Here is a 12,416-nt window from a genome sequence, read left to right as displayed (position 1 = left end):
GGGCATCCCCGGCGGACCGGTAAAATAGGGCGTCGTGTGCCGTCCCAGTGCGACTTTCGCGGTCTGGTCGAGCGCGTGGCTGAACGGAGCCGCGGCGTCCGACGATGTGCTCGACGCCCTGCTCGCGTGGGGTGAGGCCCACGACGTGGTCGCCGCCGACGCGGCCGCGGCGGAGGCGTTCGGCCTCCCGCTGGCCTTCAACCGGGCCGCCACCCCGGTGCAGCTGCTGGTGGCGCTGCGTTCGCAGGGAGCGAAATCCCTCCACCTCGTCCTGCCGGTGCCGGGTGACGTCCGCGGCCTCGGCGGCGGCGGGCCGTTCACCGAAGCGGCGTTGCGCTCCGGCGACGCACTCGTGCTCCCCGACCTCGGTTTCGGCGTCGTCCCGGAGCCGATCGCCGAAGGCCTGGTGCGCTGGACGGTCTACTCGCTGCCTTCGCCGACGCCCCCGGAGCACCTGGCGCTCGGCGAGGCCGAACACGGGCTGACGGACGCGATCCGGGCCAGCGCGGGTGCCTTGCAGGCGCTGGACGTCGCCTCGGACCGGCCCGGTGTGCGGGCGGAGCTGTCGGCCCACCTGCGGTCCCGCCCGGACGTCGACTGGCCGGCCGGAACGCCCGGGCGGGCGCTGCGGGTGCTGCAGCGGGCCGAGGAGATCGCGGCGATCCTGGCGGTCGCTTCGTCCGACGACCCGGGCGGAGCGTTGTCGGCTTCGGCGTCGACGCTGCGGGCCCAGGCGCTGCGGCCGCTGTCGGACGCGGTCCGGGCGGCCCGGTGCGCGGCCGTGAACGAAGCGGTGCGGGTGTTCGGGGAGCAGACGGCCCGCGAAGGCTGAGTACGGTCGGGCCATGGTCGAAGACACCTGGGCCGCGCTGGCCGACCAGTTCGCCGACGGTGCCTACGCCACCGTGAAGGGGCGCGTGCGCACCTATGTGATGCACCGGCAGCTGCTGGAGCACCTGCCCGCCGCGCCGGCGTCGGTGCTCGACGTCGGCGGCGGCGCGGGCCACCAGTCGTTCCCGCTGGCGCGCGCGGGTTACGACGTCACGCTGCTCGACCCGTCGGCGGCGATGCTGGACAAGGCCCGGCAGCGGCTTCGGCAGCTCCGGGCCGAGGTCCGGGACCGGGTGACCTTCGTGGAAGCGGACGGCGCGGACGCCGAGGAAGCGGTCGGCGGCCGTCGCTTCGACGCCGTCCTGTGCCACGGCGTGCTCGGGTACCTGGAGCGGCCGGAGCCCGTCCTCGACCAGCTGTGCCGCTGTGCCGCTCCGGGCGGGCTCGTGTCGATCATGGCGGGCAACGCCGACGCGGCGGCGGTGCGCCCAGCCATGGAACGACGCTGGGAGGACGCCCTGGAAGCGTTCGACGCGCGCGCCGAAATCGGGGTGCTGGGCCTGCCGACCCGGGCCGGCACGGTGGACGAACTCGGCGAGGCGGTCCGCAGCCGCGGCGTGGAACCCGTGCAGTGGTACGGAGTCTGGCTGTTCGTCGACTGGCTCGACCTGAGCGGAGCCGACCTGGACCCGGCCGAAACCGAGCGGGTGGCGGCCGTCGAGCTGGAAGCCGGACGGCGGGATCCCTACCGCCGGCTCAGCCGCGTCTTCCACCTGGTGGGGCGCAAGAAGAACTAACGGCCGGGGCGCCGGGCGGGCTCGCAGCAGCCGATCGCGCAGGGCGCGCCGTTGACCGTGCAGCCCCCCACCGGGAACGGCGACAGCTTCCGCGGCGCCACCCCGTGCGTGTGTTCGCGGATCAGCTCCACCACCAGCTCGGCGAACCGGGGGTCCGAGCCCGCCGTCGCGGCGCGGGCGAACGCCATCCCGTGCTCCGCCGCGCGTTCCGCCGCCTCGTTGTCCAGGTCCCAGATCACCTCGAGGTGGTCGGAGACGAACCCGATCGGCGACACGACCACCCCGGGAACGCCCGCGGCGTGGAGGGCGTCGAGGTGGTCGACGATGTCCGGTTCCAGCCACGGCACCTGCGGCGGCCCCGACCGCGACTGCCACACGACGTCGTACTCCGCGATCCCCGCCTCGGCCGCGACGAGCCGGGCCGCCTCGGCGATCTGCCTCGAGTACCGGCGGCCGCCCTCGGCGGGCGGACCCGAAGCGACGTCCGCGCTGTCGGGCACCGAGTGCGCCGTGAACACCGTGCGGATCCCCGGCGCGTTCCCCAGCGAAGCGTGCGCCGCCCGGACGCCGTCGGCGACGGCCGCGACGAACAGCGGGTGGTCGAAGAACTGCCGGATCTTCACCAGTTCCGGAGCCTCCGGACCGACCGCGGCCCGGGCCCGTTCGATGTCCTCGTCGTACTGACGGCACGCCGAGTAGCCGCCGTACGCGCTCGTCGGGAACACCAGAACGCGCTTCGCGCCTTCCGACGTCAGCGCGGACAGCGTGTCCTCCACCATCGGGTGCCAGTTGCGGTTGCCGAAGTGCACCGGCAGGTCCATGCCGGCGGCCGCGAGCTGCTTCTCCACCGCCGTCATCGCGTCGCGGTTCAGCTTGTTGATCGGCGAGACGCCGCCGAAGTGCCGGTAGTGCTCGGCGACTTCGAGGAGCCGCTCCCGCGGCACGCCCCGGCCCCAGGTGACGTTCTCGAGGAACGGCATGACGTCGTCCGGTCCTTCCGGACCGCCGAACGAAAGCCACAGCAACGCGTCGTATCCCACCCCGTCATCTTGCCGATGTGGCGGCCCGCACGCCGATCCGGGCCCGTTATGAATCGACCAGTCCAAAACTGTGATACGGTGGCGCCATGGCCAGGCCACGGGAGTTCGACGAGTCCGCCGCCGTCGAGAAGGCGATGCACGCATTCTGGGAAACCGGCTACGAAGCGACGTCGACGCAGGACCTGTGCGAGGCCACCGGCCTCGGCCGCAGCAGCGTCTACAACACCTTCACCAGCAAGCGGGCGCTGTTCGGGCGTTCGCTGACGCACTACACCAGCACCCAGCTCGGCAAGCGGCAAGCGATCCTCGACGGCCCGGGTACCGCGGCCGAACGGCTCGCCGCGGTCCTCGACAGCGCCATCGAGGACGACCTCGAGCAGCACCGTCGCGGCTGCCTCGTGGTCAACACCCTCGCCGAGCTCGGCGTGCCCGACGACGAGGTGGGTGCCGCGCTGCGGCACGACACCGCCCGGAACCTGACCATGTTCACCGAGTGCGTCCGGGAGGGCGTGCTCGACGGCAGCCTGCGGGACGGGCTGGATCCCGCCGAGGTGGCGGAGTTCCTGCTCAGCACCACCTCGGGTCTGCGCGTGATGGCCCGCCGGGGCACGAGCCGCGAGAGCATGCACGCCGTCGCCGACATCGCGCTTTCGGCGATCGTCGCTCGCTGACGATCCCCGACCGGGGCAGCCGCCAGCGCCGGCCCAGTTTTGAACTGAACGATCCATAATTGGGAGGGACCCCATGCCCCTGGCCGTCTTCGTCCTCGGGCTCAGCGTGTTCGCGCTGGGCACGTCCGAGTTCATGATCACCGGCCTGGTCCCCGGGATGGCCGCCGACCTGCACGTGAGCATCCCCGACGCCGGGCTGCTGATCTCCGCGTTCGCCGTCGGCATGGTCGTCGGCGCGCCGCTGCTGGCGATCGGCACCCTCCGGCTCCCCCGCCGCCGGACGCTCCTGGCGATGCTCGGCGTGTTCGTCGTGGCGCACGTCGTCGGCGCTCTCGCCGGGAGCTACGCCCCCCTCTTCGCGACGCGGGTGGTCGCCGCGCTCGCCTGCGCCGGGTTCTGGGCCGTCGCCCTGGCCACGACGATCGCGCTCGTGCCGGTCGCCAAGCGCGGCCGCGCGATGGCCGTGCTCGTCGGCGGGCTGACGGTGGCGAACATCGCCGGCGTGCCCGCCGGGACCTTCCTCGGCCAGCACGCGGGCTGGCGCACGGCGTTCTGGGCGGTGGCGGCGGTGACGCTGCTCGCGGCGGCCGGGGTGGCGGCACTGGTGCCGGAGACGACCGGGGACGCGGTGAGCGCGCGCGGTGAACTGCGGCTGTACCGGCGCGGCCGCGTCTGGCTCGCGCTGGGCGTGATCGCCTTGTGCCAGGCCATGATCTTCGCCGCGTTCAGCTATCTCGCCCCGCTGCTGACCGAGACCGACGGCCTGCCGGAGGACGGGGTACCCGGCGTTCTCGCGCTGTTCGGCGTCGGCGCGCTGATCGGGATCACCGCGGGCGGCCGGCTCGCCGACCGGCGGCCGTTCGCGACGCTCTACGGCTGCCTCGGGCTCGCGCTGGCGGCCCTGCTCGTGCTCGCCCTCACCACCGACGCGCTCGTGGCCGTCGCGGCCGTGCTCGTCTTCGGGGTGGCGGGGTTCGGGGCCAACCCGGCCTTGAACGTGCGCGCCTACCAGGTCGCCGGTGACGCTCCCGTCCTCGTGGGCGCCAGCACGACCGCGGCGTTCAACGTCGGCAACACGATCGGACCGTGGGTGGGTGGCGTCGCGATCGACGCCGGGCTCGGTTTCCCGAGCGTCGCCTGGACCGGCATCGCCCTCGGCGTGGCCACGCTGGCCGCGCTCACGGTCGCCGCCGCCGTCCAGCGGAGCGACGACCGTGAGCCGGTGGCCGTGTGAGGCTCAGATCCCGAGGAAGTGGACCCCGCCGTCGACCATGATCATCGAGCCGGTCGTGGCGGGGAGCCAGTCCGACAGGACCGCGCAGACGCTCTTCGCCACCGGGTCCGGGTCCGTGCTGTCCCAGCCGAGCGGCGCGCGCTCGCCCCAGCCGTCCTCCAGGTCCACGAAACCCGGGATCGACTTCGCCGCCATCGTCTTCATCGGGCCCGCGCTGACCAGGTTGACGCGGATGCCCTGCGGCCCCAGCTCCTTGGCCAGGTACCGGTTGACCGACTCGAGCCCGGCCTTCGCGACACCCATCCAGTTGTAGACCGGCCACGCGACGCGCGCGTCGAAGTCCATGCCGACGTACGACGCGCCCCGGCCGAGCAGCGGCAAGCACGCCTTCGCCAGCGACATGTACGAGTACGTCGAGATCTCGATCGCGGTCTTGACGTCTTCGGCGGGCGCGTCGAGGAACGGCGCGCCGAGGCAGGTCTGCGGGGCGAAGCCGATCGAGTGCAGCACACCGTCGAGGCCGTCGACGTGCTCGCGGACCTTGTCGGCGAGGCCGTCGAGGTGTTCCTGGTTCGTGACGTCCAGCTCGATCACGGGCGCCGCTTCGGGCAGCCGCTTCGCGATGCGCTCGACCAGCGACATGCGGCCGAAGCCGGTCAGCACCACCTTCGCGCCCTCCTGCTGCGCGATCTTGGCCGCGTGGAAGGCGAGCGACGCGTCGGTGATGATGCCGGTGATCAGCAGGCGCTTGCCTTCGAGCAGTCCGGGCACGGGTCCTCCAAGTCTTGTTCGGGTGATACGGGAATCAGTGACCGAGGCCGAGGCCGCCGTCGACGGGCAGCACCGCGCCGTTGACGTAGCCGGCTTCGTCGGAGGCCAGGTAGCGCACCGCGGCGGCGATCTCCGACGGCTCGGCGTACCGGCCGGAGGGGACCTGGGCGAGGATCTCCTTCTTGCGGTCCTCGGGCAGTTCGTCGGTCATGTCGGTGTGGACGAACCCGGGGGCGATCACGTTCGAGGTGATGTTGCGGGAACCCAGCTCACGGGCCAGCGAGCGCGCGAAGCCGACCAGGCCCGCCTTCGACGCCGCGTAGTTCGCCTGGCCGGCCGAGCCGGAGAGGCCGACCACCGAGGAGATGAAGATGAACCGGCCCCACTTGCCGCGCAGCATGCCGCGCGACGCGCGCTTCGCGACCCGGTAGGCACCGGTCAGGTTCGCGTCGATGACGCGTTCGAACTGCTCTTCGCTCATCCGCATGAGCAGCGTGTCGTCGGTCAGCCCGGCATTGGACACGAGCACCTCGACCGGGCCCTGGTGCTCCTCGACGAGCTTGAACGCCGCGTCGACCTGCTCGGTGTCGGTGACGTCCGCCTGGACGCCGAACAGGCCCTCGGGCGCGCCCGAACCACGGTGCGTGACGGCGACCTTGTGCCCTTGCCCGGCCAGGTCCCGGGCGATCGCCAGACCGATGCCCCGGTTGCCCCCGGTGACCAAGACCGACCGTCCCACAGTGTTCTCCCTCTTCGTGAACCGCGCCTGATGTCGGGCACGAGGTTATCGGCAGCGCCGCCGGGTCGCGCACCCGCGCCCGCGGGTGCCCGCGACCGTCCTAAGCGGGTGTTAGGAACTGCCTCCCGACCTTGCTGGTTACCCGCTGGTTGGTCACCGTGAGTCGCAACACAGGAGGTCGACGGCACGCCGCTGAAGACGAACACAGACCACCGAGAGTCACGGCTCATCCTCCGTGATCAACTCGCCGTCTTCGTTCTCGACGATCTCTGTGCCGTCGTCGCGGATCCACCAGCCCATCACGATCTCCGCCTGACCGGACTCGGCGCGATGCCGTGCTCTCGGCGGTAGATCGCCTCGCAGCGCCGACACTGATGTGGCACACCGTGCGCCCGACGGTCCGACAGCGGGCGGAACTCGGCGACCGCGGCGAGACCGCACAGCATGGTGATGCCTTGCCCCGGTGCGGGAATCCCCGTCAGCCGGGTCCGATGCCACTCCCCCTCGACAACCGGATGGATCGCCTCCGGGTCGATGTGAATCACAGCTGTCATCATCCGCCCACCGCTACTCATCATGACGTCTTGACAACTGACGGTGGCACCCCTCTGCCAACTTGTCAAGACAAGTTAGCAAGTGGGAGAATAAGGGACATGGTCGATCGAACAAGTGGAGTCCCAGCCTTTCGCCAGGTCGCGGCCGATCTCCGCGAGAAGATCGTCTCCGGCCGGTTCGCACCCGGCGCGAAGTTGCCCAGCGAACACGACCTCGTCGGGACGTACGGCGTCTCGCGTCCAACGATCCGCGAAGCCGTCGACGTGCTGCGCGGCGAAGGCCTGGTCACCTCAGAGCACGGACGCGGCGTCTTCGTGCGCCCGCCTGCCAGCATTCAGCGGGTCGCCCGGTCGCGATTGTCCCGCGACGCACGCGAGCGCAATCGCGGCGCGTTCCTTGCCGATGCCGCAGCCGGCGGCTTCGCGCCGTCGACCTCGGTCAAGATCGGCTTCGAGCCGGCCGACGCACGCGTAGCCGGCCATCTCGCCATCGACGAAGGGACCGAGGTCACCGTCCGCGACCGCGTGATGCGTGCCGACGGGCTCGTGATCCAACTTGCGGTGTCACGCCTCCCGCGTGAGCTGACGCGCGGCACCGCCATCGAGGACGCCGACACCGGACCGGGCGGTACCTACGCGCGGCTGGAAGAGGCGGGCCGGACCATCGGCTCGTTCGCCGAGCACGTCGGCGCGCGGATGCCGACCCCCGCCGAGGCAACGCAACTCCAGCTTGCCGGAGGTGTCCCGGTCATCACCGTCACCCGCGTCGCTTATGACGTCGAAGGAACACCGCTGGAGATGAACGACATGGTGCTCGCCGCCGACCGGTACGAGCTGTCGTACGAGTGGCCTGCCGGCTAGCCGCGCAGTTTCATTCGCCAGAAACGAACGTCCGCGGTCCAGTGCTGCCCAGGCGAACGTCATCGTCCTAAGCGGGTGTAAGGAACTGCCTCCCGACCTTGCTGGTTACCCGCTGGTTGGTCACCGTGAGTCGCAACACAGGAGGTCGACGATGACAACCCGGATCAGCGGCGCCGAAGCCGCCGGCGTGAGCGAGAAACGCGTTATCGGCAACGTGCTGCGCGGCTCGATCGGCAACTTGATCGAGTGGTACGACTGGTACGCCTATGCGGCGTTCACCACGTACTTCGCCAAGTCCTTCTTCCCGACGACCGACACCACGGCCGCGTTCCTCGGGACCGCCGCCGTCTTCGCCGTCGGGTTCCTCATGCGGCCGCTGGGCGGGTGGATGCTCGGGCGCTTCGCCGACCGGTTCGGCCGCCGCAGCGCGCTGGTTCTCTCGGTGACGCTGATGGCGGGCGGCTCGCTGCTCATCGCCGTCACGCCGAGCTACCACACGATCGGGATCGCCGCGCCGATCCTGCTGCTGACCGCCCGGCTGATCCAGGGCCTGTCGGTGGGCGGCGAGTACTCCACCTCGGCGACCTATTTGTCCGAAGTGGCCACTCCCGGCAAGCGCGGCTTCTACTCGAGCTTCCAGTACGTGACGCTCTACGGCGGGCAGCTGCTGGCGCTGGGTCTCCAGCTGATCCTGCAGGCGCTCCTCACCGAGCAGCAGCTGACGTCGTGGGGCTGGCGGATCGCCTTCGTCGTCGGCACGATCGCCGCGCTCACCGTCATGTGGCTGCGCCGGGGCATGGACGAGTCCGAGAGCTACCAGCGCGAGGCGGAGGAAAACCAGGGCGAACGCGGCACGCTGCGCGCGCTGGCCAAGTACCCCAAGGAGATCGCGCTCGTCGTCGGCCTGACCCTCGGCGGCACGGTCGGCTTCTACACCTTCGCCACCTACAGCCAGAAGTTCCTGGAGAACACCGCGCACATCCCGCGCCGGCAGGTCACCATCGTGCTGTTCTGCGCGATCCTGCTCGCGGCGATCCTGCAGCCCCTGGCCGGCAAGCTGTCCGACCGGATCGGCCGCCGCCCGCTGCTGCTGTTCTTCGGCATCGGCGGCACCCTGCTCACCGTTCCGCTGATGACGGTGATGGGCTCGACCCGCAACCCCGTCGGCGCGTTCTTCCTCGTGCTGGCCGGACTGGTGATCGTCGCCGGGTACACCTCGATCAACGCGATCGTGAAGGCCGAGCTGTTCCCGACGAAGATCCGCGCGCTCGGCGTCGGGCTGCCGTACGCGCTGACCGTGGCGATCTTCGGCGGCACGGCGGAGCTCATCGCGCAGGCGCTGAAGAGCGCCGGGCACGAGACGGTGTTCTTCTGGTACGTCGCGGGCTGTGTCCTGGTCTCCCTGATCGTCTACGGCACAATGCGGGAAACCTCGAAGACCTCCGAGCTGGAAGAGCGCTGACAGGGGGATGGCCGTGCGCGTGCTCCTCGTCGAAGACGACGCGGGTGTGGCCGGCGCGCTCGCCGAGTCGCTGCACGCGCGCGGTCATCCCGTCACCAGCGTCGGCCGCGGCGCCGACGCCCTGCACCACCACCGCGGGGCCGACCTCGTCCTGCTGGACCTGGGGTTGCCCGACCTCGACGGCCTGGATGTCCTGCGGAAGATCCGGGCCGTCTCGCCGGTCCCGGTGATCGTGCTGACCGCCCGCGGTGACGAACGCTCGGTCGTGCGCGGGCTCCGGCTCGGCGCGGACGACTACCTGACGAAGCCGGTGCGGCTGGCCGAGCTGCTGGCCCGGATGGACGCCGTCGTGCGGCGCGCGGTGGCCCGCACCGCTCCCGCCGGCGACGTCGTGCGCGTCGAGGACGTCGAGATCGACCTCGGTGCCCGCCGGGTCCTGGTCGCCGGGCAGGACGTCGGGCTGACCACCAAGGAGTTCGAGATCCTGGCCGTGCTCGCCGCGCGCCCCGGCACCGCGGTCAGCCGCCAGCAGCTCATGGACGAGGTCTGGGGCGACGCCTTCCTCGCGGTGTCCCGCTCGCTCGACGTCCACCTGACCGGGCTGCGCGCCAAGCTCGACCGGCCCGGGCTGCTCACCACGATCCGCGGCTTCGGCTACCGGCTCGGCCGGGACTGACCCGTGCGCACCCGGCTGCTGGTGGTCCTGGTCGCCCTCGCGCTCGCGGTGGTCGCCGCGTTCGCCGTGCCGCTGCTGACCGCCACCGCCGAGCAGCGCACCCAGCAGCTGGTCATCTCCCGCACCGCCGACGTCGACCGGTTCGTGGTGCTGGCGCAGCAGGCCGTCGACACGCGCGACCCGGCGACCCTCGCGGGCGACGCGGAGCGCTATGCCCAGCTGTACGGCGAAGGCGTGGTCATCGTCGACGCCCGGCGCGTCCCGCTGGTGCAGGCGGGCGGGCTGACCGCGGCGGACGCGGCGGTGCACGCGCTGGTGGAGGCGGCGATGCGCAACGAGCCGGCGCCGCGGGTCGACCGCCTGGACCCGTGGTCGGCCGAACCCGCGTACTTCGCGCGCCCGGTCGGCACCGGCACGCGCGTGTCCGGAGTGGTCGTGCTGCGCGCGTCGGTGACGGCGGCGGCAGCGGACGTCGCCACCCGGTGGAGCACCATCGGGGCCGGCGCCCTGCTGGTCGCGGTGGTGTTCGTGCTGCTCGCCGTGGTGCTGGCCCGGTGGATGGTGCGGCCGCTGCACGAACTGGAGACCGGCGTGCTGGCCGTGGCCGCCGGGCACCGCGCGCACGTCCCGGAACGCGCCGGGCCGCGCGAGCTGCGGTCACTGGCCGCCGAGGTCAACCGGATGTCCGAGGCCGTGCTCGAAGCCGCCGAGCAGCAGCACCGGCTGGTCGCCGACGCCTCGCACCAGCTGCGGAACCCGATGGCGGCGCTGCGGCTGCGCGTCGACTCCCTGGCCGGGCGGATCGAGGGCGACGACACGACCTACCGGGCGACCGTGGCCGAGGTCGAACGCCTCGAAAAGCTCCTCGACGGGCTGCTGGCGCTCGCGCTGGCCGAAAGCACCGCGACCCGGGTCGCCGCCGGGGGCGCGGACGAGGCGTGCGACCTCGCGTCCGTGCTCGCCGAGCGCGTCGACGCCTGGCGGCCGGCCGCCGAAGACGCCGGTTCGGCGATCGTGCCGCCGCCCGGCCACGACGAGCCGGTGACCGTGCGCTGCCCGGAAGGCGAGCTGGCCCAGATCCTCGACGTCCTGCTGGACAACGCCGTCCACTACGCCGGGCGCGGCGCGAAGATCACCACGGGCTGGGAAGCCGGCACGGACACCGCCACGCTCGTCGTCCGCGACGACGGGCCCGGTCTGTCCACTGAGGACCGGGCACGGGCGACCGAACGGTTCTGGCGCGCCGGCGGCGAAGGCGCCCCGCGCGGCACCGGACTCGGGCTGGCCATCGCGCACCAGCAGGTGCGCACCCGGGGCGGCGTCCTGGAGCTGCGCCAGGCCGTCCCCCACGGGCTCGAAGCCCGTGTCACGCTGCCGCTGCGGGAGGTGCCGCGATGACGCTCACCCGGCGCACCGCCCTGCTCGGCGGTCTCGGCCTGGCCTTGGCCGGCTGCTCGAGCGCCGGGTACCCGGGCCCGGAACGGACGCTGACCATCGCGGCCGGCGAGCCGGGCGGGTTCTACCTGGCCTTCGCCGAGCTGCTGGCCACCGAGCTGAACCGCGCGGAACCGCTGCTGCACGCCACCGCCGTGCCGACCGAGGCGAGCGTCGCCAACGTCGGTCTCGTGCAGCGGGGGCAGGCCGATCTCGGGCTCGTCCTCGCCGACGTCGCCCAGACCGCGCTGCGCGGCGGCCCGCCGTTCGCCGGGGCGGTGCCGCTGCTCGCCCTCGGCCGCGTCTACGAGAACTACCTGCAACTCGTGGTCCGGGCCGACGGGCCGGTGCGCCGGCTCGCCGACCTGGCGGGCCGTCCGGTGTCGCTGGGCGCGGGCGGCTCCGGGGCCGCCCAGCTCGGCGAGCGCCTGTTCGCCCGGGCCGGGGTGCCGGTCGACGCCCGGCACCTGCTGTTCGACGACGCCGTCCGCGCGCTGGCCGGACGGCGGGTCGACGCCATGCTGTGGTCGGGCGGGGTACCGACGCCGAAGCTCGCCGACCTCACCCGCACGACGCCGATCGCGCTCCTGCCCCTGGATTCGGTGGTACCCGCGCTGCGCGCCGCGTATGGGCCGGTGTACGATCAGGTCCAGGTGCCCGACGGGGCCTACCGCGGGGTCGGCGCGCTGGGCACGATCGGCGTCGCGAACCTGCTCGTCTGCTCGCCGTCCCTGCCCGGTGAGGTCGCCGCGGCCGTGGTCCGGCTGCTCGTCGAACGCGCCACCGCCCTGGTGCCCGCCGAAGCCGTCGGGACGCAGTTCCTCGACGTGCGGACGCTGATCGGGACGCAGCCGGTGCCCCTGCAACCGGGCGCGGCGGCCGCGTACCGGGCGCTGCACGGCTGAGCGCTAGATTGGCTGCGTGACCGAACCCCGCCGCCCGATCGCCGAGCTGCCGCTGCGCGTGCGCTACCACGAGTGCGACGGCCAGGGCATCGTCTTCAACGCCCACTACCTGGCCTATGTGGACATGTGTTCCTTCGAGGCGGAGAAGGCGCTGTTCGGCACGCACGAGGAGTTCCTGGCGCACGGCATCGACGTCGTGGTGGCGGAGGCGAACCTGAAGCTCCGTGCCCCCGCCCGCTACGACGACGAACTGGTCGTTTCCCAGTACCTGAACCACCTCGGCACGACGTCGTTGATCTTCGACTTCGCGATCCACCGCGGCGAGACCCTGGTCGCGGCCGCGACCATCCGGTACGTGTTCATCGACCCGGCCACCCTGCGCCCGGAAGCGCCGCCGGACGCCGTGCGCAAGGCCTACGCGACACTGCTCGGGGACTGAGC

Annotated in this window: 14 protein-coding genes; 10 read left to right on the top strand and 4 right to left on the bottom strand. The window is 72.2% G+C overall.

From position 1 onward, the window contains the following. The first annotated feature begins 34 nt into the window (after positions 1-34). Positions 35-832, top strand: a complete 798-nt coding sequence (locus CF165_RS08025) for an Rv1486c family protein (protein ID WP_093946792.1) — start codon at positions 35-37, stop codon at positions 830-832. A gap of 13 nt (positions 833-845) precedes the next feature. Further along, positions 846-1,628: a class I SAM-dependent methyltransferase gene (locus CF165_RS08020; protein ID WP_093946791.1), complete on the top strand. Its 783-nt coding sequence runs from the start codon at positions 846-848 to the stop codon at positions 1,626-1,628. Here the strand turns inward: CF165_RS08020 and CF165_RS08015 are convergent. After that, complete coding sequence (locus CF165_RS08015; protein ID WP_093946790.1) at positions 1,625-2,668, bottom strand: ferrochelatase; 1,044 nt, start codon at positions 2,666-2,668, stop codon at positions 1,625-1,627. The two genes, CF165_RS08020 and CF165_RS08015, sit on opposite strands and share 4 nt — an antisense overlap. A gap of 86 nt (positions 2,669-2,754) precedes the next feature. Between CF165_RS08015 and CF165_RS08010 the strand changes: the two genes are divergently transcribed. Both CF165_RS08010 and CF165_RS08005 read left to right on the top strand, forming a co-directional pair. Next, positions 2,755-3,339, top strand: coding sequence for a TetR/AcrR family transcriptional regulator (locus CF165_RS08010; RefSeq protein WP_093946789.1), 585 nt, complete (start codon positions 2,755-2,757; stop codon positions 3,337-3,339). 73 nt (positions 3,340-3,412) lie between these two features. Then, the gene (locus tag CF165_RS08005; protein ID WP_093946788.1) at positions 3,413-4,573 is read left to right on the top strand and encodes a Cmx/CmrA family chloramphenicol efflux MFS transporter; all 1,161 of its coding nucleotides are present in this window, start codon (positions 3,413-3,415) and stop codon (positions 4,571-4,573) included. 3 nt (positions 4,574-4,576) lie between these two features. On the opposite strand, the gene fabI is transcribed toward CF165_RS08005, so the two are convergent. The 3 genes from fabI to CF165_RS51090 all read right to left on the bottom strand — a co-directional run bounded on the left by fabI (position 4,577) and on the right by CF165_RS51090 (position 6,455). Next, a complete protein-coding gene (gene fabI / locus CF165_RS08000) occupies positions 4,577-5,344 on the bottom strand; it encodes an enoyl-ACP reductase FabI (protein WP_093946787.1) in 768 nt (255 codons plus the stop codon). Between the two features lie 34 nt (positions 5,345-5,378). Continuing rightward, positions 5,379-6,083 carry a beta-ketoacyl-ACP reductase gene (fabG, locus tag CF165_RS07995; RefSeq protein ID WP_093946786.1) on the bottom strand — a complete coding sequence of 235 codons (705 nt, stop codon included), beginning with the start codon at positions 6,081-6,083 and terminating at the stop codon, positions 5,379-5,381. Positions 6,084-6,302: 219 nt separating this feature from the next. Further along, positions 6,303-6,455: a hypothetical protein gene (locus CF165_RS51090; protein WP_158226743.1), complete on the bottom strand. Its 153-nt coding sequence runs from the start codon at positions 6,453-6,455 to the stop codon at positions 6,303-6,305. 281 nt (positions 6,456-6,736) lie between these two features. Here CF165_RS51090 and CF165_RS07985 point away from each other — a divergent pair, with 281 nt between their 5' ends. From CF165_RS07985 to CF165_RS07960, 6 genes are all read left to right on the top strand, one after another. Then, on the top strand, positions 6,737-7,498 hold the full coding sequence (locus CF165_RS07985; RefSeq protein ID WP_093946785.1) for a GntR family transcriptional regulator: 762 nt from the start codon (positions 6,737-6,739) through the stop codon (positions 7,496-7,498). Between the two features lie 151 nt (positions 7,499-7,649). Next, positions 7,650-8,960 carry an MFS transporter gene (locus tag CF165_RS07980; RefSeq protein ID WP_093946784.1) on the top strand — a complete coding sequence of 437 codons (1,311 nt, stop codon included), beginning with the start codon at positions 7,650-7,652 and terminating at the stop codon, positions 8,958-8,960. Between the two features lie 7 nt (positions 8,961-8,967). Continuing rightward, the gene (locus tag CF165_RS07975; RefSeq protein WP_093946783.1) at positions 8,968-9,636 is read left to right on the top strand and encodes a response regulator transcription factor; all 669 of its coding nucleotides are present in this window, start codon (positions 8,968-8,970) and stop codon (positions 9,634-9,636) included. 3 nt (positions 9,637-9,639) lie between these two features. Then, a complete protein-coding gene (locus CF165_RS07970) occupies positions 9,640-11,034 on the top strand; it encodes a sensor histidine kinase (protein WP_093946782.1) in 1,395 nt (464 codons plus the stop codon). After that, positions 11,031-11,975, top strand: coding sequence for a TAXI family TRAP transporter solute-binding subunit (locus CF165_RS07965; RefSeq protein WP_093946781.1), 945 nt, complete (start codon positions 11,031-11,033; stop codon positions 11,973-11,975). The genes CF165_RS07970 and CF165_RS07965 overlap by 4 nt, the downstream gene beginning before the upstream one ends. A gap of 16 nt (positions 11,976-11,991) precedes the next feature. Further along, positions 11,992-12,414 carry an acyl-CoA thioesterase gene (locus tag CF165_RS07960; protein WP_093946780.1) on the top strand — a complete coding sequence of 141 codons (423 nt, stop codon included), beginning with the start codon at positions 11,992-11,994 and terminating at the stop codon, positions 12,412-12,414. The last annotated feature ends 2 nt before the right edge of the window (positions 12,415-12,416 follow it).

It is taken from the genome of Amycolatopsis vastitatis (genome assembly GCF_002234595.1).
GTDB classification, from domain to species: domain Bacteria; phylum Actinomycetota; class Actinomycetes; order Mycobacteriales; family Pseudonocardiaceae; genus Amycolatopsis; species Amycolatopsis vastitatis.
This window is presented reverse-complemented; position numbering and strand designations above follow the sequence as displayed.